The organism is Halogranum gelatinilyticum, assembly GCF_900103715.1.
Classification (GTDB): domain Archaea; phylum Halobacteriota; class Halobacteria; order Halobacteriales; family Haloferacaceae; genus Halogranum; species Halogranum gelatinilyticum.
This window is the reverse complement of record NZ_FNHL01000002.1, coordinates 538294-561331: the sequence shown is the minus strand read 5'-3', so window position 1 is coordinate 561331 and position 23038 is coordinate 538294. Positions and strand designations below refer to the sequence as shown.

27 protein-coding genes are annotated in these 23038 nt (G+C 66.8%); 10 read left to right on the top strand and 17 right to left on the bottom strand.

Annotated elements, in window-relative coordinates; translation table 11 throughout:
* Positions 1–149 precede the first annotated feature (149 nt).
* The 3 genes from BLR57_RS09440 to BLR57_RS09430 are packed head-to-tail and all read right to left on the bottom strand — an operon-like array spanning position 150 to position 3054.
* Entirely contained in the window at positions 150–1175 is a 1026-nt protein-coding gene (locus BLR57_RS09440; protein WP_089697180.1) for a metal ABC transporter permease, read from the bottom strand.
* Positions 1172–1954, bottom strand: coding sequence for a metal ABC transporter ATP-binding protein (locus BLR57_RS09435; protein WP_089697178.1), 783 nt, complete (start codon positions 1952–1954; stop codon positions 1172–1174). Before BLR57_RS09435 ends, BLR57_RS09440 begins: the two co-directional genes overlap by 4 nt.
* Positions 1951–3054, bottom strand: a complete 1104-nt coding sequence (locus BLR57_RS09430) for a metal ABC transporter substrate-binding protein (protein WP_089697176.1) — start codon at positions 3052–3054, stop codon at positions 1951–1953. The genes BLR57_RS09435 and BLR57_RS09430 overlap by 4 nt, the downstream gene beginning before the upstream one ends.
* Before the next feature lie 143 nt (positions 3055–3197).
* Between BLR57_RS09430 and BLR57_RS09425 the strand changes: the two genes are divergently transcribed.
* From BLR57_RS09425 to BLR57_RS09415, 3 genes are read left to right on the top strand one after another with little or no spacing between them, the layout of a single operon-like run.
* Positions 3198–3932 carry an MBL fold metallo-hydrolase gene (locus tag BLR57_RS09425; RefSeq protein ID WP_089697173.1) on the top strand — a complete coding sequence of 245 codons (735 nt, stop codon included), beginning with the start codon at positions 3198–3200 and terminating at the stop codon, positions 3930–3932.
* Positions 3933–3945: 13 nt separating this feature from the next.
* Positions 3946–4194: a DUF7861 family protein gene (locus BLR57_RS09420; RefSeq protein ID WP_089697171.1), complete on the top strand. Its 249-nt coding sequence runs from the start codon at positions 3946–3948 to the stop codon at positions 4192–4194.
* A gap of 43 nt (positions 4195–4237) precedes the next feature.
* Positions 4238–5083 carry an ion transporter gene (locus BLR57_RS09415; protein ID WP_089697169.1) on the top strand — a complete coding sequence of 282 codons (846 nt, stop codon included), beginning with the start codon at positions 4238–4240 and terminating at the stop codon, positions 5081–5083.
* A gap of 3 nt (positions 5084–5086) precedes the next feature.
* On the opposite strand, the gene BLR57_RS09410 is transcribed toward BLR57_RS09415, so the two are convergent.
* Complete coding sequence (locus BLR57_RS09410) at positions 5087–6226, bottom strand: NAD(P)/FAD-dependent oxidoreductase (RefSeq protein ID WP_089697167.1); 1140 nt, start codon at positions 6224–6226, stop codon at positions 5087–5089.
* A gap of 78 nt (positions 6227–6304) precedes the next feature.
* Positions 6305–8053, bottom strand: coding sequence for a histidine kinase N-terminal 7TM domain-containing protein (locus tag BLR57_RS09405; RefSeq protein ID WP_089697165.1), 1749 nt, complete (start codon positions 8051–8053; stop codon positions 6305–6307).
* A 218-nt stretch (positions 8054–8271) separates the two neighbouring features.
* Here BLR57_RS09405 and BLR57_RS09400 point away from each other — a divergent pair, with 218 nt between their 5' ends.
* From BLR57_RS09400 to arcD, 3 genes are all read left to right on the top strand, one after another.
* A complete protein-coding gene (locus BLR57_RS09400; protein ID WP_139173314.1) occupies positions 8272–8520 on the top strand; it encodes a hypothetical protein in 249 nt (82 codons plus the stop codon).
* A gap of 30 nt (positions 8521–8550) precedes the next feature.
* Positions 8551–8796: a DUF7385 family protein gene (locus BLR57_RS09395; protein WP_089697161.1), complete on the top strand. Its 246-nt coding sequence runs from the start codon at positions 8551–8553 to the stop codon at positions 8794–8796.
* A gap of 249 nt (positions 8797–9045) precedes the next feature.
* Positions 9046–10515: an arginine/ornithine antiporter ArcD gene (gene arcD / locus BLR57_RS09390; protein WP_089697160.1), complete on the top strand. Its 1470-nt coding sequence runs from the start codon at positions 9046–9048 to the stop codon at positions 10513–10515.
* A gap of 4 nt (positions 10516–10519) precedes the next feature.
* On the opposite strand, the gene BLR57_RS09385 is transcribed toward arcD, so the two are convergent.
* On the bottom strand, positions 10520–10903 hold the full coding sequence (locus BLR57_RS09385; protein WP_089697158.1) for a pyridoxamine 5'-phosphate oxidase family protein: 384 nt from the start codon (positions 10901–10903) through the stop codon (positions 10520–10522).
* Positions 10904–11002: 99 nt separating this feature from the next.
* Positions 11003–11524, bottom strand: a complete 522-nt coding sequence (locus BLR57_RS09380; RefSeq protein ID WP_089697156.1) for a DUF6789 family protein — start codon at positions 11522–11524, stop codon at positions 11003–11005.
* A 175-nt stretch (positions 11525–11699) separates the two neighbouring features.
* On the opposite strand from BLR57_RS09380, the gene BLR57_RS09375 reads away from it, so the two are divergent.
* Together BLR57_RS09375 and BLR57_RS09370 are read left to right on the top strand one after the other, a co-directional pair.
* Positions 11700–12512, top strand: coding sequence for a hypothetical protein (locus BLR57_RS09375; protein WP_089697154.1), 813 nt, complete (start codon positions 11700–11702; stop codon positions 12510–12512).
* A gap of 33 nt (positions 12513–12545) precedes the next feature.
* On the top strand, positions 12546–13346 hold the full coding sequence (locus BLR57_RS09370; RefSeq protein WP_089697152.1) for a hypothetical protein: 801 nt from the start codon (positions 12546–12548) through the stop codon (positions 13344–13346).
* Positions 13347–13383: 37 nt separating this feature from the next.
* Here BLR57_RS09370 and BLR57_RS19365 read toward each other — a convergent pair whose 3' ends face one another.
* The 3 genes from BLR57_RS19365 to msrB are packed head-to-tail and all read right to left on the bottom strand — an operon-like array spanning position 13384 to position 15012.
* A complete protein-coding gene (locus BLR57_RS19365; protein ID WP_170830599.1) occupies positions 13384–13545 on the bottom strand; it encodes a DUF7987 family protein in 162 nt (53 codons plus the stop codon).
* Between the two features lie 55 nt (positions 13546–13600).
* Positions 13601–14557 carry a D-2-hydroxyacid dehydrogenase gene (locus BLR57_RS09365; RefSeq protein ID WP_089697150.1) on the bottom strand — a complete coding sequence of 319 codons (957 nt, stop codon included), beginning with the start codon at positions 14555–14557 and terminating at the stop codon, positions 13601–13603.
* 47 nt (positions 14558–14604) lie between these two features.
* A complete protein-coding gene (gene msrB, locus BLR57_RS09360) occupies positions 14605–15012 on the bottom strand; it encodes a peptide-methionine (R)-S-oxide reductase MsrB (RefSeq protein ID WP_089697148.1) in 408 nt (135 codons plus the stop codon).
* Between the two features lie 207 nt (positions 15013–15219).
* Between msrB and BLR57_RS19360 the strand changes: the two genes are divergently transcribed.
* Positions 15220–15393: a hypothetical protein gene (locus BLR57_RS19360; protein ID WP_170830598.1), complete on the top strand. Its 174-nt coding sequence runs from the start codon at positions 15220–15222 to the stop codon at positions 15391–15393.
* 612 nt (positions 15394–16005) lie between these two features.
* On the opposite strand, the gene BLR57_RS09355 is transcribed toward BLR57_RS19360, so the two are convergent.
* From BLR57_RS09355 to BLR57_RS09340, 4 genes are all read right to left on the bottom strand, one after another.
* Positions 16006–16338: a nucleoside triphosphate pyrophosphohydrolase gene (locus BLR57_RS09355; protein ID WP_089697146.1), complete on the bottom strand. Its 333-nt coding sequence runs from the start codon at positions 16336–16338 to the stop codon at positions 16006–16008.
* Complete coding sequence (locus BLR57_RS09350) at positions 16335–17105, bottom strand: aldo/keto reductase (RefSeq protein ID WP_089697144.1); 771 nt, start codon at positions 17103–17105, stop codon at positions 16335–16337. Before BLR57_RS09350 ends, BLR57_RS09355 begins: the two co-directional genes overlap by 4 nt.
* A gap of 244 nt (positions 17106–17349) precedes the next feature.
* Positions 17350–17991, bottom strand: a complete 642-nt coding sequence (locus BLR57_RS09345; protein WP_089697142.1) for a helix-turn-helix domain-containing protein — start codon at positions 17989–17991, stop codon at positions 17350–17352.
* Positions 17992–18057: 66 nt separating this feature from the next.
* Positions 18058–18714, bottom strand: a complete 657-nt coding sequence (locus tag BLR57_RS09340) for an HAD family hydrolase (RefSeq protein ID WP_089697140.1) — start codon at positions 18712–18714, stop codon at positions 18058–18060.
* Positions 18715–18958: 244 nt separating this feature from the next.
* Between BLR57_RS09340 and BLR57_RS09335 the strand changes: the two genes are divergently transcribed.
* Positions 18959–19990, top strand: a complete 1032-nt coding sequence (locus tag BLR57_RS09335; RefSeq protein ID WP_089697138.1) for an NAD(P)/FAD-dependent oxidoreductase — start codon at positions 18959–18961, stop codon at positions 19988–19990.
* Here the strand turns inward: BLR57_RS09335 and BLR57_RS09330 are convergent.
* From BLR57_RS09330 to BLR57_RS09320, 3 genes are read right to left on the bottom strand one after another with little or no spacing between them, the layout of a single operon-like run.
* Positions 19987–20904, bottom strand: a complete 918-nt coding sequence (locus BLR57_RS09330) for a metallophosphoesterase family protein (protein WP_089697135.1) — start codon at positions 20902–20904, stop codon at positions 19987–19989. The genes BLR57_RS09335 and BLR57_RS09330 overlap by 4 nt on opposite strands.
* A gap of 56 nt (positions 20905–20960) precedes the next feature.
* Entirely contained in the window at positions 20961–22640 is a 1680-nt protein-coding gene (locus BLR57_RS09325) for an ABC1 kinase family protein (protein WP_089697132.1), read from the bottom strand.
* A gap of 7 nt (positions 22641–22647) precedes the next feature.
* Positions 22648–23004 carry an Hsp20/alpha crystallin family protein gene (locus BLR57_RS09320; RefSeq protein ID WP_089697129.1) on the bottom strand — a complete coding sequence of 119 codons (357 nt, stop codon included), beginning with the start codon at positions 23002–23004 and terminating at the stop codon, positions 22648–22650.
* Positions 23005–23038: the final 34 nt, after the last annotated feature.

Below are 23038 nucleotides of genomic sequence, written 5' to 3'. Positions count from 1 at the left end.
TTCGGAACTGCACGTCCGACTCACTAGTATACTGGGAAATCATGTGAAATAACGACAACTCTTCGTCTGTTATCTACATGCTCCAGAGAAGAGCATATAAACCTGTCTGATGAGACAACAGCCACCACTGCACGGCGAGGCTATCGCAGTCAGTCCGAGCTCGACTCGTTGGCGTCGATACTGCCGAGTTCGGGCGTCTTGTCCTCGCCGACGCTCGTCTGAATCTTTCCGACGACGACCGAGAGGACGTAGATGCCGACCGCGACGAGGACGATGACGCCCCCCGCGGTCGCCTCGCCGTAGTAGGCGACGCCGATGCCGAGCAGCACGGCAAGTTCGGCGAGGACGACCGAGGCCCACAGCGACTGGGTGAAGCTCTTGGAAATCTGGGCGGCCCCCGCGACGGGGACGACGAGCATCGCGGCGACGAGGATGACGCCCATGATCTGCATCGCGCCGACGACGACGAGTGCCGTCAGCATGACCATCACACGGTTGTACCAGCTGACCGAGAGACCGGAGACCTGTGCGGCCGTCTCGTCGAAGGTGACGTAGAGCAGTTGGTTCCGGGTCAGGCCGACCGTGGCGACGATGATGCCGAAGAGCACGAGCAGGATGGCCGCGTTCTCCGCCGACACCGTCGAGAGGTTGCCGAAGAGATACTGGTTGATGCCGACGGCCAGTCCCCCGGCGTTGAGGCTGATGAGCACCGTCCCGAGCGCGAAGCCCGTCGAGAGGACGATGGCCATCGAGACGTCGTTGTAGGCGTCGGTCGCCTCCGAGATGACCTCGATGAGCAACGCCGCGATGACGGCGACGACGACGGCCGAGAGATACGGCGAGACGCCGAGTTCGAGGACGCCGTTGAGGAACAGCCCGATGGCGACCCCGGCGAAGGCGGTGTGTGCCAGCGCGTCGCCGATGAGCGCGAGCTGGCGGTGGACGAGGAAGGTCCCGATGAGCGGGGCCATCACGCCGATGCAGAGTCCGACGAGGATGGCGCGGTGCATGAAGGCGTACTGGAGCAGTTCGAGACCGGTCGCGTCGGCGACGGCGAACATGACCGTCGACCAGAGTTCGAGGAACCAGTAGAACGGCGCGAGCACCGGGTCGAGCGGACTGCCGGACTGAAGCGGCAGCGTCGGGAGACCGAAGACGGTGGTCGGGAGCGTCATCGGCTCCCTCCCACGAAGTTCGCAGCCGTCCCGAACGCGCGGGCGAGGGCGTCGCTCTCGACGAACTCGCTCGTCGGCCCGTCGAAGTAGATCTCGCGGTTGAGACAGACGACGCGCTCGGCCTGTTCGGTCACCGCGCTCAGGTCGTGTTCGATGAGCAGCACGGTGATTCCGTCGTCGTTGAGCGACTCCAACAGGTCGTAGAACGCCTCGACCGACTCGGCGTCGACGCCGACGGTCGGCTCGTCGAGGACGAGCAGGTCGGCCTCACCAGCGAGCGCGCGGGCGATGAAGGCCCGTTGACGCTGGCCGCCGGAGAGCTGCGTCACCCGGCGGTCGGCGAAGGCCGACATCCCGACCGTTTCCAGGGCGTCGTCGACGATGGCCCAGTCGTCGGCCGAGAGGCGGCCGAAGCCGACGTGGGGAAACCGGCCCATCTTCACGACCTCACGGACGGTGATGGGCATCTTCTTCGACGCGCTGGCGTGTTGGGCGACGTAGCCGATGCGCGCGCCGTCGTCGAACGTGTGCGACGGTTCGCCGAACAGCTTGGCGACCCCCGAGTCGGGCCGCAGCAGGCCGAGCATGAGCCGCATCAGCGTCGACTTCCCCGAGCCGTTGGGACCGACGACGGCGACGTACTCGCCCTCGTCGATGGTCAGCGAGATGTCTTCGACGACCGGGCTCGCCGTGTAGCCGAACGCGACGTCGGAGAGTTCGATGACCGGCTTCGTTCCGCCGGCCGCGCCGTTTCTGGCGCGTGCCTCGCGCCGACTCATTCGAAGTTTCTCCACTGCTCGTGCCAGCCGTCGGGGCCGACCTCCTCGGGTGCTTTGTTGCCGAGGACGACCTCGAAGGTGGGCATATTGATGTTGTAGGCGATCTCCTCGTAGCCCCAGTCGTTCTCGACCCAGTCCTCGCGGACGCCCGCGTAGGGCGTCACGGGGAAGTAGGCCTCGACGGCCGTCTCGGCGACGAGCTGTTTGGCAGGCTTGCGCGTCTCGAAGACGCCCGCGCCGACGTACTTGATGTTGTTCTCGTCGATGACGCGCTTGGCCTCCGTGATGTCGGAGGGCTTCACGTCGCCGCTGGCGGCGAGGTTGACCACGAGCGGCCGCATCTGGACGCCGTAGCGGACGCCGATGTACTGGAAGGCGTTGTGGGCGGCCAGCTGGACCACGTCGCGGTCGGCGCGGTCGAAGATGTCCTGGTAGTCCGCGTCGATGCGGTCCAACACGTCCGTCTTGTACGTCGCCGCGTTGTCGCGGAACGTCTCCTCGTGCTCGGGCGAGAGTTCGACGAGCCCTTCGGTGATGTTGTCGACGCTCACCTTCGCGCGCTGGGGGTCGAGCCAGAAGTGGGGGTCTCTGCCGCGGCCCTCGCCGACGCCTTCTTCTTCCCGATCCAGGCTGGCGGCCAGTTCGACGAGTTCGATGCCCTCGCGGACGTTGATGAGCTGCGTGTCGATGTCGTCGTCTTTCAGCGTCTGAATCGCCCGGTCGGCCCACGGCTGGAAGTCCTTGCCGACGTGGATGAACGCGTCCGCCTCGATGATGTCGCGCGTGACGCTCGCGTTCGGCTCCCAGCCGTGGCCGTGCAGCCCGGTCGGAATCAGGTTCCGGACCGTGACGGGCGTCCCGTCGGCGACCTTCCGCGCGAAGTCGTAGAAGCTGAAGAAGGAGGCGACGGCGACCGGCCCGTCGCCGGAGTCGTCGCTGTTCGATCCGCTGTTCGACCCGTCCGCACCGCCACCGGCCATCTCGGCACTGCCGCCGAGACAGCCCGCGGTTCCGGCGAGTGCGAGACTCCCGCTCGCTGCCAACAGCTGCCGACGTGAGAGCCGATGGCTATCGCCCGGCTGGTTGGTACCGTTCGTCATTATCTGTATTTGGGCGACCCCGGTTGATAATACTGCCGCTCTAAGTCTAAGTTTAGATTAGTCTAATTCTCGGCCGCTCCCGGCGAGGCGGTCCCGTTCGCCGTGAGACGTGCGTTTATCGGTTCGCGGCGGAAACACGGGATATGGCCAGCCTCCGTCTCGTCCGTCACGCAACGCTGCTCGTCGAGTTCGACGAGACGACCGTCCTCGTCGACCCGATGTTCGGCGACGTCGGCGTCGACCCGCCGGTCCAGAACACGCCGAACGACCGCCGCAACCCCCTGATTCCGCTGCCCGAGTTCGACCCCATGGAGGGCGTCGACGCCGTCCTCGTGACCCACCGTCACAACGACCACTTCGACGACGCCGCCCGCGAGGCACTCGCCGACGACGTCCCGCTCTTCTGTCAGCCCGAGGAGGCCGACGCGTTCCGCGAGGAGGGCTTCACCGACGTCCGGCCGGTCGAGACCTCGCTGGTCGTCGGCGACGTGAGCGTCACCCGGACGCCCGCCCGCCACGGCCACGGCGAGTTGGCCGAGGCGATGGCTCCCGTGGCGGGGTTCGTCTTCGAGTCCGGCGACGAGACGGTCTACGTCGCCGGCGACACGGTCTGGTACGAGGAGGTTCCGGCGACCATCGACCGCTTCGAGCCGGACCTCGTCGTCGTCAACGCCGGTGCGGCGCGGTTCGTCGAGGGTGAGCCCATCACGATGGACGAAGCGGGCGTGCAGGCGACCGTCGACCACGCCGACTGTCCGGTCGTCGCAGTCCACATGGGCGCCATCAACCACTGTCTGCTGACACGCGAGGAGCTGCGGGAGACCGTCCCCGACGCCGTCGTCCCCGAGGACGGCGAGCGCGTCGACCTCCCGCGATGAACGATGAAGAACGATGAAACACGACCGCATCCACGCGAGGGAGCCGAGTCACCACGTCGACCGCTGGGAGGTCGGCACCATCGAGCGGATTCGGGAGCGCGACGGCCACTGCGTCGTCGACGTGGCCGACGAGGACGGTGAGACGGTCGAACTCGTGGTGACGCTGGCGGTTCGGGACCTCTTCGTCGGTCGACTCGACCTCGCGGCGGACGAGTCGCCGGTCGGCTCCCGAGTCTGGTTCCGTCGCAAGCGCGGCCAGTAGGAGACTCGCAGCCGCTTTGTATCACCGTCTCTACCAGTAGGATATGGCTGGGCAGGCGTCGCGTTCGTCGCAGACGAGCGTCCGCGAGACGATCGAGTTCTACCTGCTGGACCACCGGACGACGCTGGGGAAGGCCATCGACATCGGCCTGTTCGTGCTCAACCTCGTGTTTATCGGGGTCTACGTCCTCGCGACGTATCCTCTCTCGCAGGCGGCTGCCGACCTCCTGTGGCTCCTTGAACTCTCCATCGTCGCGGTGTTCATCGTCGAGTACGTGCTGCGGCTCTACGGCGCGCCCGACCGGCTCGCGGAGTTCCTCAACGGCTACACGATGGTCGACCTGCTCACGATTCTCCCGACGCTGGCCACGGCCTTCGTGCCCGGTGCCTCCATTATCGGTATCAACATCGGCTTCCTCCGGGTGTTCCGCGTCATCCGCGTCCTCCGGTTCTACCGGTTCACCGACGACGAGGAGTTCTTCTTCGGGACGGTCTCAAGCGAGACGCTCCGGGTCATGAAGCTCCTCCTGACCGTTCTCAGCCTGCTCTTCGTCTCGGCGGGGCTGTTCTACACCGCAGAGCAAGCCGTCAACCCGAACATCCGAACCTTCGGTGACGCGTTCTACTTCACCGTCGTCTCGCTGACGACCGTCGGCTTCGGCGACATCATCCCCGCCACACAGGCCGGGCGGTGGGTCACCGTCGCGAGCGTTCTCGCCGCGATCATCCTCATCCCGTGGCAGGCCAGCCGCATCGTCAGAGAGTGGACGAACAAGGAGAAAGTCGAGGTGACCTGCCCGGACTGCGGGCTCGCGTACCACGACCCCGACGCCTCCCACTGCAAGGCCTGCGGCCACGTCATCTACCAGGAGTTCGACTCGCGGGATTAAGCTCTAATTCCAGTGGCTCCGGTACTCGAAGTCCGCCGAGCGGTCGTCGAACCGGTCGAGCTCGAACTCTCCCGTTGGGAACGGCGCGTCCTCACCCGTCACGAGCGACCGGACTGCCCGCCCCGTCACGGGCGAGAGCATCACGCCGCGACCGTGCAGCCCTGTCACGAGGGCCAACCCGTCCGGTGCTTCCTCGGGTGCGTCGATGATGGGGAGGCCGTCCGGCGAGGCACAGTCGGCCGTCGGACAGCAGTCTTCTCGCCGGACTGTCCCCTCCGCGACGCCGTTCAACAGCGGCGCGATCTCCTCCATCACCATGTCGTGGAAGGCCTCGTCGACGGCCATCTCCGTCCCTTCGGGGTCTGCGAGGAGGTGTTCGTTGCCGCCGATGAGGACGTCGCCCCGACGAGTGGGTCGCCAGTAGACCCGCATCGTCGGCTCCGAGCCGAGCGGGCAGTCCGGCGGCAGCGGCTCGTCGGGTTCGACGACGAGCGCGTTCCACCGGAGCGGCCGCACGGGTAGTTCGACGTACTCGGCGAGGAGGTCGCGGGTCTTCCAGCCCGTCGCGTAGACGACGTGGTCGGCGTCGATCGGGCCGTATTCGGTCTCGACGCCCGTGACCTGCCCATCCTCGACGCGGAGGTCCGTCACCTCGTGGTCGCGGAAGACGCCCGCTCCGGCCGTCTCTGCCGCCCACTTCAGGGTCATCGCGTAGTCCAGCGCGTCCAGATAGCCGGTCCCGTCGTAGACGAGACCGCCGCCGTAGGCCGAGAGGTCACCGAAGGAGTCGGGGTAGCGGGCTTCGAGTTCGTCGCGCGCGAGGAACTCCCCGCCGTCGGGTGCGTCGTCGGTGTATCGCTCGCTCTCTGACTCGGGCACGAGTCGGACGGTCTCCTCCTCGGTGAACGAGAAGACGCCCTGCCCGTCGAGCGCGCGGAACTCCTCCAAGGCGAACTCGGCCCAGCCGTCGGGGAACGGTTCAAGCGAGAGCGAGATCATCCCGGAGGCGCGCGAGGAGGTGTCGGCGGCGACGCCGCCCTTGTCGAGCACGAGCACGTCGTGGTCGGGGGCGAGTTCGCGGGCGATAGCCAGCCCCGAGACGCCCGCGCCGACCACGACGACGCGGTCTCTGTCTGTCGACATGCGTCACGCGAGGGTGAGCGCGTAGAAAACACTGCGGGTCGCGCACACTGCGAGTCGCGCACGTCGACCGTCCGGCGGTCAGTCGTCGACTCCGCTCTCCTCGGCGGACGCCTGCGACGGCTCCGTCCGTGGCGGTTCCGTCGACAACGAGGCCGCAATCGGGGTCATCGAGTCGACGCCCGTCACCTCGAAGCGCGCGCCCCCCGTCGACCCCTCGGTGACCGCGATCTCCCAGCCGTGGGCCTCGACGATCTCGCGGACGATGACGAGTCCGAAGCCGCTTCCACCGGCACTCGTCGTGTAGCCGTAGTCGAACACCGTCTCCCGTTTCTCGGCCGAGATTCCCGTCCCGTCGTCCTCGACGAAGAACCCGTCGGGGAGGTCGCCGACGCGGACCGTCGTCGCGCCGCCGTGGTCGGCCGCGTTGTGGAGCAGGTTCTCGAAGACCTGTCTGAGCCGGTCGGGGTCCGCGAGGAGGTCTCTGTCCGTCGTCGCCTCGACGGTCAGCTCGGTCTCGGCGGCCGCGACCGTCTCGTCGACGAGTGCCGCGAGCGAGACGCGGACCGGGTCGCCGATGGTCCGTCCCTGGCGGGCCAACGTGAGGAGGTCGTCGAGGAAGTCGGCGATGCGGGTGACCGTCCGGTCGACGGTGTCGAGATGGTCGAGGTTCCCCGTGTCGCGCGTCAGTGCGACGTAGCCGGAGATGACGCTGAGCGGGTTACGCAGGTCGTGGGAGATGGTCGTGGTGAACGTGTCGAGACGGTCGTTGCGGCGTTCGAGCAGCCGCCGGTGTGCCTCCCGCTCGGTCACGTCGTGGTAGAGCAGAACCGACCCACCGGCGGTCCCGTCGGGGTCGAGCGGTGAGCGCGTCACTTGCAGCGTGTGTCGTTCGCCGCTCCCATCCTCGGGGCACACCACCAACTCGGCGTCGACGCTGGCACCGTCGCCGCTCTCGACGCCAGGGACGACGCTGGACGCCTGTCGTCCTACGACGTCGTCCGGGAGGTCAAGCAGTGTCCGTGCAGCCGGGTTGACGTCGACGACCCGACCGTCGGCGGCGACGACGACTACGCCCTCGCGCATCGTCTCGAAGACGGTCGTCCGGGCGACCGGCGTCGGGTCGAACAGCCGGTTCCGGAAGACGGCGAGACCGAAGACGACGACCGACAGCGAGAGCGACACCGGCGTCAGGTTGATCGGGAGCGTGCCGACAGGCGGCACGTCGAACGTATCCAGCACGCTCACGGCGAAGGGGACGAGTGCCGCGGCGAGCACGAGCGTCGCCTGCCCGCGGACGTGCGGGGCCGACCGGAGCGCGTGGCGGCCGACGAGCCCGCAGCCGACGAGGAGGAGGACGTAGCTGTAGGCCAAGAAGAGCTGATAGAGCGGGCCGCTGTCGGTGACGAGCGTGACGAGACCCCCGACCGACTGCTGGGAGGCGGCGGTCAGGACCAGCGACCCCGGATTCGTCGGGAGCGCGAGCAACAGCACCACCGGGACGACACAGAGGAGGGCGACGCGGCGACGGCTCGGCAGTCCGGACCGTCCCTCGTAGGCGACGCCGAACAGAAACCACAGCGGGGCGACGAAGGCCGCCGCGACGTGGAGCAGCTTGTAGACGGCGAGTTGCGTCCGGAAGTCGGTGGCGGAGAGCTGGACGCCGTAGCCGAAGGCCCAGCCGGCCACGGCGAGACAGAGCAACGACAGGACCGTGACGTGCGCGTCGCCGTGTGGCCGTCGGCTCGCGAAGCCGTACACCGCCCACGAGAGCGCGGCAAGACCCGCTACGAACAACACCAACACTGCCGGTGTCGACTGCCACGTCATGAGAGAGTAGTCAGTACGCGAACGGTTATCTTATACATGGTGTCGTTGCAGACAGTCCGGAGCGTCGCCCCTCACCGCAACGTCTGTTCCAACATGAACATTTATGATGGATGGGTGTCTCCCCCCGAGTACATCATGTCGGTCGTATCCGTACGCGTCTGATTCTCCCCTTCGACCCGCGCACCGACACGGACGACCGATTTCGACACCAACCGACAGTGAGCACACACACCTACCCGACGACCGACAGCCGACAGCCGACAGAGATCGAAACCGAGCCGCGAACCGACAGCCAGCCCACGGACGAGCCGACACGGTCGGACGGCCCGCTCGACACGTCATCCGACCGCGACACCGCCTCGGGCATCGCCCGGTGCCAACAGCAGTTCGCCGCCCACAACACCGACCGACTCCGGAACTGTGTCGACGACGAGAACCACGCGATGCCGACGCCGCACGACCCGTAGCTACTTTTCGGTCTCTCCCGTCCCCTCGCTATGACCCGCCTCGACGTCTCCGACGGCTTCGACGTCCACGACTACCGGACGAAGCTCAAACTCGTCAAGCAGGACCGCGGAACGATGTATCTGGAGAACCGCGAGGACTGTCTGTGCCCCGCTTGCGACCGACCGTTCGAACGACTCTTCGTTTCCGAGCAGTCGGAAGTGACGTTCAACAGCGCGCCCAACGGCCCGATCTGTCTCGCCCGCACCGACGACCAACTGCTCGTCTTGACCCACTAGCCTCGACTGCTCGTTGTCTCCACTGACCTCGACTGCTCGCATTGCCCACTAGCCCCGACTACTCGTTTTCGCCGACTAACGGCTCGTTTCCGCACGCGAACGACTCGTTCGGTAGTCCGGCGTGTCGCCGCAGCGACCTGTCGCCGTCGGCTCATTTGCCCCGTCTCCTCACGGGTCGTGTCACCAGACCGCATGACCTGTGCGCATAATCCAACGAGCTTTTATGCTCTATGCGCATACATCGAGTCGATGGGAACGCTCGACATCACACCACTCACGGTCGACGACATCGACCCCGAGCACCGACCGTCGTTCCGGACGGCACTCCTACCCGTCCTGGCGGTCGTCCTCTTTCTCGGCGTCGGCTCGGCCGTGCTCAAGCTCGACCCGCACGTGCCACTGCTCTGGAGCATCATCTTCACCGCCGTCCTCGCCCGGCGCAAACTCGGCCTGTCGTGGGACGACGTCGGCGACGGTCTCGCCCGCGGCCTGCTCATGGGCCGTCAGGCACTGTTCATCATCTTCGTCATCTACGCGCTCATCGCGACGTGGGTCAGCGCGGGGACGATTCCCGCGCTGATGTCCTACGGGCTGGAACTGCTCTCCCCGCAGGTCTTCCTGCCCGTCGCCGCGGTGCTCGCCTTCGCCGTCGCCTTCGCCATCGGCTCGTCGTGGACGACGGTCGGCACCCTCGGCGTCGCCTTCGTCGGCATCGGCTCCGGGCTGGGTATTCCCGGGGCGATGACCGTTGGCGCGGTGCTCTCCGGTGCCTACGCCGGTGACAAGCAGTCGCCGCTCTCCGATACGACCAACCTCGCAGCGGGTGTCACCAACACCGACCTCTACGACCACATCCGCGCGATGCGCAACAGCACGCTTCTGGCGTTCGGTCTCGCGGCGGCCATCTACGTCGTCCTCGGGCTGCAGGTCGCGAGCGGCGGGTCGCCCCCCGGCACGGTCGCGGAGATCCAGTCCGCGCTCTCGGGCAGCTACAACTTGACGCCGCTCGTCTTCCTGCCGCTGCTCGTGACCTTCGGTCTCGCACTGCGGCAGTTCCCGGCGATTCCGACGCTCGTCGCGGGCGTCCTCGCCGGGGTCTTCACGACCATCGTCTTCCAGGGCGCAGGCTTCGTCGAAGCCTGGGAGGTCTTCATGTACGGCACGTCGCCGCAGACGGGCAGCGACCTCGTGAACGGCCTGCTCGGCTCCGGTGGTCTCACCGGCTCGGCGTGGACCATCACCGTCGTCGTCGCCGCGCTCTCGCTCGGCGGCCTCCTCGAGAAGACGGGCGTCCTCGCCGTCCTCGCCAACGAACTCGCCCAGTCCGTCAGCTCGGTCGCCGGTCTCGTCGCCGGGACGGGTGCGGCCGCCATCCTGACGAACGTCCTCACCGCCCAGCAGTACATGAGCATCGTCGTCCCCGGTCTCACGCTCCGTGACGTCTACGACGAGTACGGACTGGACACCGACGACCTCTCGCAGGCCATCGAGTCGGCGGGCACGCCGACCGGCGCGCTCATCCCGTGGCACGCCGGCGCGGTCTACATGGCCGAAGTGACGGGCGTGGCGACGACCGCCTACGCGCCGTTCTACTTCTTCGGCATTCTCTCGCCGCTCATCCTCTTCGCCGTCGCGGCGACGGGCATCGGTCTGCCCGAACCCGGCGCGTCGGCCGAGGGCGACGGACCGACCCCGGCTGCGAGCACCGCCGACGACTGAGCGGTCAGTACGTCCGCGACGACGCCGACCCGACCTCGACGCGGACCAACGTGTTGCCGGTCCACGCGTCGGGGGGCGCGCCGTACTTCGGGTTGATACGGCTCTCCGCCGCCCGCGTCGCTTCCTCGTCCTCGACGACTTCCGCCGTCCCGAGTAGCGACACCATCCACTCCGCCTGTCCCCCCTCGTCTTTCTGCACCGACAGCGCGACTAGCGGGTTCTCGCGGATGTTGGCGAGTTTCCGGCCCGTCGTCAGTATCTCGACCACGCCGTCGGCGTAGTCGTACCAGACCGGCGCGACGTGGGGGCGGCCGTCGGAACACGTCGCCAGATGTGCCATGACCGGCTCGCTCGTCAGGAGTCGCTCGACCTCGGGGTCCACCGTCATAGCCGAGAGAGGGTCGGCGACGGCAAAACTCAGTCGTCGATTCGCGGCAACACCACTCTCCCGACACGGTCGGGAATCCTCAGGAATCGCGACCGCGGCTCACACGAGCGAATCGGGACGGGTCGACAGATACTCGAAGACCAGCCCGAGACCGAAGCCGTAGGCGAGGTGGGCGACGAACGTCAGGACGACGTAGCCGACGAGCGCGAAGCCGGTGAAGCCCTCGTTGAACGCGAGGACGAACCCGGTCCAGAGGATGGCACCGAAGACCATCCCGCTGACCGGCGGCCGCTCGCCTGGGAGATACTCCATCACCGAGGCGAACAGCAGCGGAAACGGCACCATCCCGTTCGCGAGGAAGACGAGATAGCCGATGACGACTGCCGGGCCGAACGCCTCCAGCCCGACGAGCGTCGCCAGCGACGCGAACGACTCCCGCGAGAAGGCTCCGACCGACTCCGCGACGAGCAACACGCCGGTCAACATCGCCGTGCCGACCAGCCCGCCCGCCGCGCCGACGACACCGTCGACGACGATGCCGAACAGCTGGTCGAACTCGCCGTCGTCGATCTCGATCTCCTCCGTGAACGACTCGTCGAACTCCGGCGATGTGTCTGCCATGGTGTATCATACCACACGCGTCGGCTTAACCTTCGTCCGGCAGAAACGGACGTTCTGCGCCCCGAGACCGTCGTCTGTCTCTCGCCCACGGCAGTCTCTCCACCACCCCAGCGTGGACCGACTGTCGTCGGAAACGGGTCAAGACTTTACCACGACCCACGAGAACTCTCGGCCGATGCGTCCCCGCCTCCCCTCCGCCGACGGCTTCAGTCTCACCGTCGGCATCGTCACCGCCGCCGCCGTCGTCGGGGCACTGGTCGTCGCCCCCGGCGTCGACGTCCCTGTCGAAGAGCCGCTCGGCGCGCTCGGCGTCGTCGTCGCCATCGCCGTCTGGACCGCCCTCGAACAGATCCCCGAGCGAGTCGACGCGACGCTCCGCTGGCGGCTTCACGTCGCTATCGCCGGGCTACTGCTGTTGCCGGTCCTCGTCGCCGTCGGTGGACGGCTGGCCGGACTTGTCTCGGACGTCGGTCTCACCGCCACGTGGGCGTTCGTCGGCCTGGCAGTCGGCGGTATCCTCGTCGGCGTGGTCGGCGAGTTCCGACGCGTCCGTACTCTCGCCGACGGGGTACCGATTCACGCCGTCGTCACCGCACAGCAGCCGCGCTGGCAACAGCTCGTCTACCCGCTTCTCGGGGCCGTCCCAACCCTCGCGGTCATGTCGTATCTCCTCGAAGGCACGGTCGGCATCGGCTCCGTGGTCGGCTTCGTCCTCGGGACGCTCGCTATCGTCTTCTTCACTGGCCCGGAGACGACGGAACTCGCCGTCATCGACAACGGCCTGCTCGTCCGGAGCGAGGGCGGGAAGCCGCGGTCGCTCGTCCCGTGGCAACGGGTTCGGACGGTCGAAGCCGAGGGCGACAGGCTGCGGGTCGTCTGCGGACTGCCGGTCCCGCGGACGTTTCTCGCGGACCTCTCCTCGCGCGACGACGCTCGCGAAGTCGCCGACGCGATACGGCGATGTCGGCGGGGCGGCGGCAGTGGATGATTATTTGAAACGAGCGGTGTGAAAGATTCGACGATGCGTCCCACCCTCCCCGCTGTCGACGGCTTCGCTGCCGCCACCGGCCTGTTCGTCGGCTCGGCAGTCGCCTCCGGTCTCGTGCTCGCCGTCTCAGCGACGTCCGGCGTCGTGGTCGGCATCGGTCTCGCCGTCGCGCTCGCCGTCTGGGCCGTCCTCGAACGGTTCCCCGACCGAGTCGACACCGCGCTCGACGGGCGACTCCATCTCCTCCCGGCACTTGCGGCTGCCGTCGCGACCCTGGTGCTTGCCGGTCTCAGCGTCCTCGATGGCAGTCTCGCGCTCCCCGAGTCGCTTCACGTCCCGTTCTCGCTGACTAGCCTTCTCGCGCTGGTCGTGGGGATACTCGGCAGACAGCGGCGGGCGCGCGTCGTCGCCGACGCCGAGCGGGCACACGCGCTCGCGACGGTCACGAAGTCCCGATGGGGCGAGTTCCCGCTGCTGTTCGCCGAGAGCGTCGTCGTCCTCGTGACGGTCTCTGTCGCGTTCGGCGAGCCGTACTCGGTGCTCGAACTCGGGGCGGCTAGCGGTGTCAGTGCCGCTCTGCTGCTCTTCCGCGGACGCGACACGTACCAGCTCGTCGCGCTCGACAGCGGGCTACTGGTCCGCTCCGAAGGCGGAAACCCGCAGACGCTCGTCCCGTGGCGGCAGGTCAGCCGCGTCGACGCCGACCATGGAGATACGCTGCGAGTCCGCCGGAGACTCCCCGTTCCGACGGTCTACCGCGGTGACCTCTCCGAGCACGACGACGGCCGCGAGGTCGTCGACGCGATTCGGCGGTGTCGGCGACGCGGTGGCTGACGGCAGGTAGGGCGGTACGGGGCGCGACGGGGTCGTCTCAGCCGCGGCGTTCGTTGAGGAGCGTCGGCACGACGATGCCGACGCCGACCAACACGGCCCACTGAATCCACTGGACGTCCGTCAGTTGCCCCGCCACGAGCCACAGTGCCGTCCCGAGGAGGGCGAAGACGGCGGTCACTTTCGTATCGCGAGAGACCATGCGGGAGTCGTCGTCGCCGACCGAGAAAGCGGTTGTGCCGTGACTGCTTTTCGGCTCAGACGATCCGGTTGACCATCGCGTCGCGGTCGTCCGCCGCGAGTGCCTCGTAGTTCCCGACGATGATGTCGCGCCAGCGTTCGGGCTTCTTGGGGGTCGACCCGGCCATGTGGGGCGTGACGACGACGTTCGAGAGGTCCCACAAGGGCGACCCGGGGGGTAGGGGTTCGGTCTCGAACACGTCGAGTGCAGCCCCGCGGATCGCCCGGTTCTGGAGTGCACGGGTCATCGCGGCCTCGTCGACGACGCCGCCGCGGGCGATGTTGACCAGCACGCTCTCCTCGGACATGAGTCGGAACTCCTCGCGGCCCAGCAGGCCCTCGGTCTCGTCGGTCAGTGGGCAGGCGAGGACGACGTAGTCCGCGTCGAGCAGGAGTTGGTGGTACTCGTCGGCCGCGTAGAGTTCGTCGACGCCGCCGGGCACCTCGCTGGTGTCGCGCTTGGTGCCGAGGACGCGCATCCCGAGCGCGGAGCAGACCTGGGCGACTCGCCCGCCGATGGCTCCGACGCCGACGACGCCGACCGTTTTGCCCCGAAGCTCGCCGCCCTCGAACCGTTCCCAGACGCCGCGGGCCTGCTGACGGCCCGCCTGGACGAGGCCGCGCTCGAACATCAGCAGGTAGCAGAGCACCTGCTCGGCGATGGGTTCGGCGTGGATGCCCGACGAGTTGGTGAGGACGACATCCCGCTCGCGGAGCGCGTCGAAGTCGTAGTGGTCGACACCGGCACTGAGACACTGAATCCACCGGAGGTTCTCGGCCGCGTCGAGCAGGTCGGCGTCGAGATGGTAGGTCACGATACCGTCGGCCGACGGGGCGAGTTCGCGTGACTCGGCGGGTGTGTCGGCGACGACGAGGCTGTCGGCCGGGAGGTGGCCGTCGAGGGCGTCGAGGAGTTCGTTCGTTCGGCTCGGCGGGACGTGGTACGGAATCAGGAGCCGTGGGGAGTCGGTCACATCTCTGCGGTCGCGGGCGGCCGAAAAGAGCGTTCGCGTTACTGCGATTACTCGTCGGCTTCGAAGTCGAGCGCGACGGAGTTGATACAGAACCGCTTGCCCGTCGGCTTGGGACCGTCGTCGAAGACGTGGCCGAGATGGCCGTCACAGGTCGCACACCGGACCTCCGTGCGGCGCATTCCGTGGCTCGTGTCGACGTGTTTCGTCACGTTCGCCTCCTCGGCGGCGTAGAAACTCGGCCAGCCACACGACGAGTCGAACTTCGTGTCCGATTCGAACAGGACCGACCCACAGCCCTTGCATTTGTAGACGCCGGCGTCGTCGCGGTCGACGTGCTCGCCGGAGAAGCGCGCCTCGGTGCCGCTCTGTCGGAGGATACGGTACTCCTCCTCGGACAGCTTCTCGCGCCATTCCTCGTCGGTCTTGGGGACGTTTTGGCTCTCAGGGTTACTCATACTGGCTGGAAGGGGCTGGAGGCGGATAGACCTTGCTCGGTATGACTAGCTGAGCACGATGCCTGTTCGTCCGCTTATGACTTGTTTGGTGTTGTCAAAATCCTCGAGGGGTGACAGATATCGCGTGCTGAATATAGAGGGTGAGTTCAGCAATCCGCCACTCTTCGTAACAGAACTGATTTACCTTCTCCATGGATTTCTGTTCACATGAGCAGAGACGAACTAAATCTGAAAGCCGTATTTGCAGGAACTCAGATGACACTGATTGCGATTTTCTTTGCAGTTCTTGGGAGAATCGAGGGACTGGGATCTCTTCTTGGGGTTGGAATCCTCCTTGTGGTAGCTGGAACTGTTGTAGTGGGACTCGGGGTTAATCGGTGACGGACTCATTCTCTGTGTCTCTCACGTTACTCCCCACCAGATGACGATTGGTTCGTGACCGACTTGCGCGCTCTATTCAGCACGGCCTCAACAGACTGTCAGTGATAGAGCATTTCAACAGAGCCACTTGTTTGATTCCACAGAGTGTGAGAACAGCACGAAAGCCCACGCGTTCTCAACTCGCGCGACTCGCCATGCTCCTCGGCCCTCGGCCTGCAGTGCTTACTTCGTCGTGCTTCGCCGAGAACTGGGCGAGAGCGAAGCCCTCGCGAGCAACCGGAAGCAAAGCTTCCGGTGACGCGTCCCCTTTCAGTCCCATTGGAAGAGCTTGCTCTTCCAAGCCCTCGTTCACTGCGTCGCCGGCGCGGTGCGCCGGCTTCCAGCGGGACCTCCGGTCCCGCACGGTTCACGAGGACACCCGCCGCAGCCACATCCTCCCCAACCGACTCCTTCGCTCCCTTGGCAGAGCAAGCGCTGTCATGCTCTCGTTCACTCCGTCCACGAGAACCTCGCACGAGTGTCACGCGCCGACGCAAGAGCTTCGTTCTTGCTGGCTTCCGCTCGCTCCCCTCGCGGAAACGACGAAACGGCGCGAAGCCACGCGCCAGAACCCTACTTCCACACACGTTCGAGGACGATTCCCTCGGCGAAGCCGCCACGCTCGCTGGCTTTCTCGTCGGCACGGCGTTCCAGTTCCTCCCAGCCGACGCCCCGGTTCTCACCAATTGCGTCGACGACGGCGACGACGTCCGCGAGTTCTTCGATCTCGCCCGATTCGGCGAACTCCTCGGCTTCCTCGACCAGTTTCTCGCGCAGGCGACGAGCGTACTCCGTGTCGTCGGCGACGTGCGTCTCCGGCTTCTCGCCGTCGGCACGGATTATCTCGGGGATGTCGTCGCGGACGAGTTTGTCGTACTCGACGACTCGCTCGTCTCCGCCGCTCATTCGGGATACAGCTCCACTTCGTCTTCGATCTCCTCGATGCGCGTGACGTCCTCGGCGTCGAGTCGCACGTCTTGGGCCGCGAAGTTCGCCCGGAGATGTGCTTCGCTCGCGGCCTTCGGGATGACGACGACGTGCTGCATCGAGCGCAGCCACGCGATGGAGACGGCGGCCTCCGTGGTGTCGTGTTTCTCGGCGATGTCCTGCAGAACTTCGTTCTCGAAGACCTGCCCGCCCGCGAGCGGCGAGTAGGCGACGACGTGGTAGTCGTGTTCCTGGGCGTGGACGACGAGTTCGGGCCGCTGGAAGAGCGGATGGTACTCCGTCTGGTGGGCGAAGAGCGGCGCGTCGAGCGTCGCCATCGCCTCGTCCAGTTCGTCGATAGTGAAGTTGCTCACGCCGACGTGCCGGACCTTGCCCGCGTCGACGAGTGCGTCGAAGGCCGGAAGCGTCGCCTCGGCGGCGTAGCTCTCGATGGGCCGGTGGACGTAGAGCAGGTCGACGGTGTCGACGCCGAGGCGGGCGAGGCTGGCCTGCGTGCTCGCGAGGACGGCGTCTGGTGCGAGGCTGTCCGCCCAGACCTTCGTCGCGAGGAAGACCTCCTCGCGGGGGACGTCGCTGGCGGCGACGCCCGCGCCGACGACGTGCTCGTTGTGGTAGATCTGGGCCGTGTCGAGATGGCGGTAGCCCACGTCGAGGGCCGTCGTGACCGGTTCGGGCGTCTCGATACCCATCGTCCCGAGACCGACCGGGGGAAGCGTCTCGTCCATGGAGACATCTGACCGTCGGCGTACTTAGGCGTCGGGTATGAAAGCGGAGAGTCCGGCGGAGTGTCGGCGCGCGTCACCTCCCACACGCGCAGAGGCTGGAACGCGCAGCGTGACGGCACGCCGTCGCTACGAGTGGGCTAGAGTAGCATCCGCCAACCCTCACCGTATGTTGGGCGACGAACGGGCTATACGCTCCCCTTCACGTCTGCACGTGTTTATGTCACCGTGCTATAAATTCGCAGGGTCAGGGGTCGATACTGTGTTCGACGAGACTCGACACCCCACGCCGGAGTCGGTAGGAGACGGCCCGCGGCGAGATGTCGAGCTCGCTGCCGAGGTCGGCGAGGTCGGCCCCACGTGGCTCGCGGAAGTAGCCCCGTTCGTAGGCGAGTTGGAGCGCGACGTACTGCTTCTCAGTCAGCCCGTACTCCTTGCGCGCGCTGCCCTGTGAGAGGTCGTACACCTTCGAGAGGTCGAGCGGTGTCTCCGTCTCGACGCAGTGCGACTGGAACGCCTTCGCGTGGCTCCGGTCGGGAAACCGCAGTCTGAACTCCCAACACGTGCTCGACGCACGACCGGCGAGTATCGTTCCCTGGGCCTCGACGACGCCCGTGGTGAAGTTCTCGACGCGACCCTGCCACCGGAGCTGGTACAGCCGCTTGTCACCGGCCGTCTCGACGGCTTCGAGATCCGCGACGTTCGGCGCGTCCTGTGCGTATTCTTCGAACTGTTCGAAGTCGGTGGTCTCGACCCAGAGATACGGAAGCTTCCGTCCTCCCGTGGGGACGACCTGGTCCAGTTCGAGCTTGGTACCCGGTACGGCCTCGAGCACGTCCCCCAGCGCGAACGACTCTGCAGGAAGCGAAAGCTCGAGAATAATTGCCATAGCCTCGGCTTCTCGGCCACTACGGTAAGGTGTTGGGGTTGGGCTGTCAGCCGCTGAAACCGCCGATTACTCGGTCGTCAGCTCCGAGAGCGCGTGTAGCCCGCCGATCTCGTACGTCGGCTCCGTGTCGAAGTCGGCGTCGGCGCGGTGGGGGCGGCGGATGAACACCGAGTCCAGCCCCGCCTCGTGGGCGGCGATGAGGTCCGTCTCGCTGTCGCCGACGAACAGCGCCGTCTCGGCGTCGAGGTCCGCGAGCGCGCGGTCGAGATAGTGCGTGTTCGGCTTCTTGCGGTGGAGGCTCTCGGGCGTCGGCTCCCGGCCGTAGGCCGTCTCGAACAGATGGCCAATGTCGAAATGGTCGAGCAGGAAGTCGACCGTCTCCTGTTGGTTCGAGCTGACGATGCCGAGGGGATGTTCGAGGTCGTAGAGGGCGTCGAAGTCGTCGTAGAGCGTCTTCCGGCCGGCGTGGACCTCCTGCTGTTGGTGCTTCGAGGAGGTGCTGTCGCGGAGGGCGAAGAACTCCGCGGCGTCGAGGTCGTAGGCCGTACAGATCGCCTGCAACGTCTCCGGCGTCACGCCGACGGCGATGTCGTCGACGTGGTCCGGATGGGGGTCGACACCGAGCGTCCGGAAGGTCTCGGCGGCGGCCCGCTGGAGGACGTCGTACTCGACGAGGTCGACGAGGACGCCGTCGTTGTCGAAGAGAACTGCGTCGTAGCTCACAGCCTTCCTCGGCACGCGGTGGACAAAAGCGTTCCACTGCCTCCCGGTCGCCCACCGACCGTGCGCGCTCGCCGCCCCACTCTGCCGCCGGACGAAGGCTCATCGTGTTTGTTGTGAGTCAATCCCGCCGGTTCGCCGGGACGGGGTGACAAACCGGCGGGAAACAGCCACAACAAACACTATCAAGCGTCCAGCGTCCGACCCCATTCACGAGAACGATGCACACACAGACAGAGGGAGACCGATGACCCGTTCGCTCGCCGTCGTCGGTGCGGGAGCCGCTGGCGCGGGGGCCGCGTACGCGCTTCGAGACAGCGACGTCGACGTGACCATCTTCGAGAAGAGCCGTGGCGTCTGCGGCCGGGCCGCAACCCGCCGCAAGGAGGGCTGTCGCTACGACCACGGCGCGAACTACATCAAGGACGCCGGCGGCCGGACGACAGACCTCCTGCACACGCTCGGCGACGAGGGTCTCGTCGACATCGACGAGCCGGTCTGGACGTTCGACGCCGACGGCACGGTCAGCGAGGGCGACGACCCCGGCGACGTCCGCAAGTGGACGTGGACCGAGGGGATGACCCAACTCGCGAAACGGCTGCTCGCCCGGAGCGACGCCACGGTCGACCAGCCGACGCGCATCGCTTCCTTCGAGCGCGGCGACGGCTGGTGGCTGACCGACACCGACGGCGAGACCTACGGCCCGTTCGACGGCCTGCTGCTGACGCCACCGGCCCCCCAGACCGCATCCCTGCTCGCAGAAGCCAAGTGGAACGACGACCGGCTGACGACGCTCATCGAGGCAGTCGGGGCGGTCCCCTACCGCACCGTCCGGACGCTGGTCCTGCACTACCCCTTCGAACTTGACGTCCCCTACTACGCGCTCGTCGACACCAGCAAGGAACACGACGTCGGCTGGGTCTCCCGCGAGGAGTGCAAGCCCGGCCACGTCCCTGACGGCGAGAGCCTGCTCATCGCACAGATGGGGCCCGAGTGGTCGACCGAACACTACGACGACCCGCTCGACGAGGCGGCGAGCGTCGCCGCCGAGAAGGTGGCCGACCTCCTCGATGACGAGCGTCTGGCCGACCCCGACTGGGTGGACGACCAGGGCTGGCGGTACGCACTGCCGGACGACGGGGCGGTCGAGTCTGTCGTCACGAGTGCCGAAGACGCGAAGCTCTACTTTGCGGGTGACTGGGTCGCTGGCGAGGCGAGAGTGCGCGCAGCCCTGTGGAACGGAATCGAGACGGGCGAACGCATCGACGACGGCCTCTAGAAGAACTGGTAGGCGAATCCGCCACGACTGACGTCGACCGTCGCGACGCCGCGGAAGCCGGGGTTGAGAAGCTGTGTCTCGCCCCCGTCGCCGCGACAGACGTCGTATCCCTGCGTGTGTGAGTGGCCACAGAGCACGGCGAGCGGCCGGTGGGTCCGGATGGCGGTCTTGAGCACCATCGACCCCCAGTGAAGCCCTTCGAGGTCGTCCTCGCGGGTGCCGTGGGAGTGGTGACGGTCGAGTGCCGTGTTGAACGGGGGGACGTGGCTGAGGAGGACCGTCTCGTCCGACCCGTCGAGCAGTCCCGTCAGCCGGTCGTACGCGGCGTCGAAGGCGTCGAGTTGCTCTCGGAGTGCGGCCCGCTCCCGACGGGTCAACTCGGCCGTGCCCTCGTCGCCGACGGCGACCAAGCCGTCCAGCAGACCCTCACGGGACCGTTCACCGCGACCGTACTCGACGAGGAGGTCCTCGTACGCGGTCGCGAGCACGTCGGCGACGTGTCGGCGGTCACCGTCGCGCTCGCGTGGGTCGAGGGCGGCCATCTCGGCGTAGTGCAGTTCGGGTTCGAAGTGGAACTCCTCACACCCCCAGCCGACGAGCGCGAAACCGACGCCGTCGGGGGTGACACGTCGGTCGTGGGCGTCGACGACACCGTCGGCCGCAAGTTCCCCGAGCAGGTCGGTGTAGTGGTCGTGTGGGTCGTGGTTGCCGGGGACGCAGACGACGGGTCGGTCGTCGGCCGCGACGTGCGCGAGGAACTCCCGCGCAGTCTCGCGGTCTGCCGCCTCGGCACGGTGGGTGAGATCGCCGAGCGAGACGACCGCATCGATGTCCGTCGACACCGACAGCGCGTCGTAGTCGACGGACTGGCCGCTTGGTTTGAGATGGAGGTCGCCGAAGACGAGGAGCTTCATCTGCCGTGTCGTCACACCGTGTTGACAAGAGTGGTTCGGTGGTGTGACGGCGTCTCTCAGTCCTTGCGACGCTGCTCTTTGAGGCCCTGACGGGTGAACTGCGGGCTGGCGCGAAGCCCCTTCTTCTTCTTCCGGAAGGAGCGATAGAGCAGGAAGCCGATGGGGAGCGTGACCGCCGCGACCGCCACGGCGGGCTGCCAGGACGCCCCGAAGGCGTAGAGGATGGCCGACGAGAGCACACCGACCGCCAAGAGGATGGTGAGCGCGATGCGCTTCGCCAGCTTGTCGAACACCTTGTTCTTGTCGTCGATGCGGACGTTGAGCGTCAGGCTCTCGCGCTCGGCACGGTCGAGGACGCGTTCGAGCTTCGGTGGCACCCGGACGAGCGACTGGGTGGTCGCCTGCAGCTGGTTCGACACCTCGCCAGCGACGCGTTTGATGGTCTCCTCGCGGTAGCCCTCCGCGGTCAGATAGTCGGTCGCGACGGTGATGAAGTCGAAGTTCTCGTCGAGGGTGACACAGACGCCTTCGACGACGGTGGCGACGCGGAGCACGAGCGCGAGATTTCGGGGGAGCCGGAGGGGAAACTCGTAGATGGTCGACTCGACCTGTTCGATGATCTGGTTGACGCGGTACTGTTCGATGTCCTCGCCGCGGGCGTCGGCGATGGCCAACTCCATCACGTCGGACATGACCTGTCGGTCGGCCTCCGGCGAGAGCGTCCCCATCTCGACGAGCGTGTCCAGGATGGCGTCGATGTCCTGGTTGGCGACGGCGATGTAGAACTCGACGATCTTGTCCTGGATGAACGAGTCGACGCGGCCGCTCATCCCGAAGTCGTAGAAGATGACCGCGCCGTCGTCGTCGACCGCGAGGTTCCCAGGGTGGGGGTCGGCGTGGAAGACGCCGTCGTCGATGATCATCTGGAGGTAGATCTCTTGCAGGCGCGTCGCGAGTTCGGTGCGGTCGATGCCCATCTCGTCGAGCGTCTTCAGGTCGGTAATCTTCACGCCGGGGAGATACTCCATCGTGAGCACACGCGGCCCGGAGACCTCGTCGACGACGTTCGGGATGCGGATGTCGTCGTTGCCGGCGAAGTTCTCGCGGATCTCGTTGAGCATCCGGCCCTCGCGGGTGTAGTCCATCTCCTGACGGATGGTCTTCGCGAACTCGTCGGAGAGGTTCTCCAGGGAGAACGCCCGCCCCTGGCCGATGAACCGCTGGAGGAGCGGGAGCGACCATCGAATCACGCGGAGGTCGGCCTCGACCAACTCCTCGATGCCGGGGCGGCGGACCTTGACGGCGACCTTCTCGCCGCCGTACTCGGCGAGGTAGACCTGGCCGAGACTCGCGCCGCTGATGGCCTCGGTGTCGAACTCGTCGTACACGTCGCCGACGGGACCGAGGTCGGCTTCGAGCACCTGCTTGGCCTCGGCCCACTCGGCGGCGGGCACCTCGTCCTGCAGACTCGACAGCACCTCGATATACTCCCGCGGGAGGATGTCGGGGCGGGTCGACAGCAGCTGGCCGAGCTTGATGAACGTCGGCCCGAGGGTCAGGAGGGAGTCGAGCAGAATCTGGGCCCGCTTGGTCCGCATCTCGGGCGTGACCGAGCGGCCGCTGCCGACGACGAAGAACCGCTTGCGGTCGCGGCTGTAGGCGACGATGAGCGGGAGGAACTGATAGAAGACGATCAGAAAGCGCCAGTAGGCGCGGAGATTGACCAGGTTAACCACCCCGGACTTACGCGTCCTCGATCTCGATAGTCTGCTCGGGGGCGGCTTCGCGCTTGGGGAGGCGAATTTCGAGGACGCCGCGGCTCATGTTCGCCTCGGCACCCGCGCCGGTCGCGTCCGGCGGGAGGGGAATCTCGGCGTCGAGGAAGAGCGACCGGTCCTCGCGGACGTAGCGGAACTCCGGGGGGAGGGCCTTCTCGCGACGGGCTTCGATGACGAGCTTCTTGTTCTCGACGGCGATGTCGGCCGTCTCGGCCGAGACGCCGGGCAGGTCGAGAACGATGAGGTACGCGTCGTCACTCTCCAGTAGGTCGGCGAAGACGGCCTCCGGGAGTTCGCGCAGCGCGTCACGCAGTGCTGACATGGACCGTTCTAAGGACCGGGGGTCGAAAAAGGCC

Bases quoted from the DNA above. Each gene is read 5' to 3' on its own strand.
- BLR57_RS09345 (WP_089697142.1), bottom strand. From the start codon at position 17,991: ATGGCAATTATTCTCGAGCTTTCGCTTCCTGCAGAGTCGTTCGCGCTG.
- BLR57_RS09405 (WP_089697165.1), bottom strand. From the start codon at position 8,053: ATGACGTGGCAGTCGACACCGGCAGTGTTGGTGTTGTTCGTAGCGGGT.
- BLR57_RS09440 (WP_089697180.1), bottom strand. From the start codon at position 1,175: ATGACGCTCCCGACCACCGTCTTCGGTCTCCCGACGCTGCCGCTTCAG.
- BLR57_RS09425 (WP_089697173.1), top strand. From the start codon at position 3,198: ATGGCCAGCCTCCGTCTCGTCCGTCACGCAACGCTGCTCGTCGAGTTC.
- BLR57_RS19365 (WP_170830599.1), bottom strand. From the start codon at position 13,545: ATGGTCTCTCGCGATACGAAAGTGACCGCCGTCTTCGCCCTCCTCGGG.
- BLR57_RS09330 (WP_089697135.1), bottom strand. From the start codon at position 20,904: ATGAAGCTCCTCGTCTTCGGCGACCTCCATCTCAAACCAAGCGGCCAG.
- BLR57_RS09320 (WP_089697129.1), bottom strand. From the start codon at position 23,004: ATGTCAGCACTGCGTGACGCGCTGCGCGAACTCCCGGAGGCCGTCTTC.
- BLR57_RS09420 (WP_089697171.1), top strand. From the start codon at position 3,946: ATGAAACACGACCGCATCCACGCGAGGGAGCCGAGTCACCACGTCGAC.
- BLR57_RS09355 (WP_089697146.1), bottom strand. From the start codon at position 16,338: ATGAGCGGCGGAGACGAGCGAGTCGTCGAGTACGACAAACTCGTCCGC.
- BLR57_RS19360 (WP_170830598.1), top strand. From the start codon at position 15,220: ATGAGCAGAGACGAACTAAATCTGAAAGCCGTATTTGCAGGAACTCAG.
- BLR57_RS09375 (WP_089697154.1), top strand. From the start codon at position 11,700: ATGCGTCCCCGCCTCCCCTCCGCCGACGGCTTCAGTCTCACCGTCGGC.
- BLR57_RS09380 (WP_089697156.1), bottom strand. From the start codon at position 11,524: ATGGCAGACACATCGCCGGAGTTCGACGAGTCGTTCACGGAGGAGATC.
- BLR57_RS09335 (WP_089697138.1), top strand. From the start codon at position 18,959: ATGACCCGTTCGCTCGCCGTCGTCGGTGCGGGAGCCGCTGGCGCGGGG.
- BLR57_RS09385 (WP_089697158.1), bottom strand. From the start codon at position 10,903: ATGACGGTGGACCCCGAGGTCGAGCGACTCCTGACGAGCGAGCCGGTC.
- msrB (WP_089697148.1), bottom strand. From the start codon at position 15,012: ATGAGTAACCCTGAGAGCCAAAACGTCCCCAAGACCGACGAGGAATGG.
- BLR57_RS09370 (WP_089697152.1), top strand. From the start codon at position 12,546: ATGCGTCCCACCCTCCCCGCTGTCGACGGCTTCGCTGCCGCCACCGGC.
- BLR57_RS09430 (WP_089697176.1), bottom strand. From the start codon at position 3,054: ATGACGAACGGTACCAACCAGCCGGGCGATAGCCATCGGCTCTCACGT.
- BLR57_RS09435 (WP_089697178.1), bottom strand. From the start codon at position 1,954: ATGAGTCGGCGCGAGGCACGCGCCAGAAACGGCGCGGCCGGCGGAACG.
- BLR57_RS09350 (WP_089697144.1), bottom strand. From the start codon at position 17,105: ATGGACGAGACGCTTCCCCCGGTCGGTCTCGGGACGATGGGTATCGAG.
- BLR57_RS09395 (WP_089697161.1), top strand. From the start codon at position 8,551: ATGACCCGCCTCGACGTCTCCGACGGCTTCGACGTCCACGACTACCGG.
- BLR57_RS09410 (WP_089697167.1), bottom strand. From the start codon at position 6,226: ATGTCGACAGACAGAGACCGCGTCGTCGTGGTCGGCGCGGGCGTCTCG.
- arcD (WP_089697160.1), top strand. From the start codon at position 9,046: ATGGGAACGCTCGACATCACACCACTCACGGTCGACGACATCGACCCC.
- BLR57_RS09415 (WP_089697169.1), top strand. From the start codon at position 4,238: ATGGCTGGGCAGGCGTCGCGTTCGTCGCAGACGAGCGTCCGCGAGACG.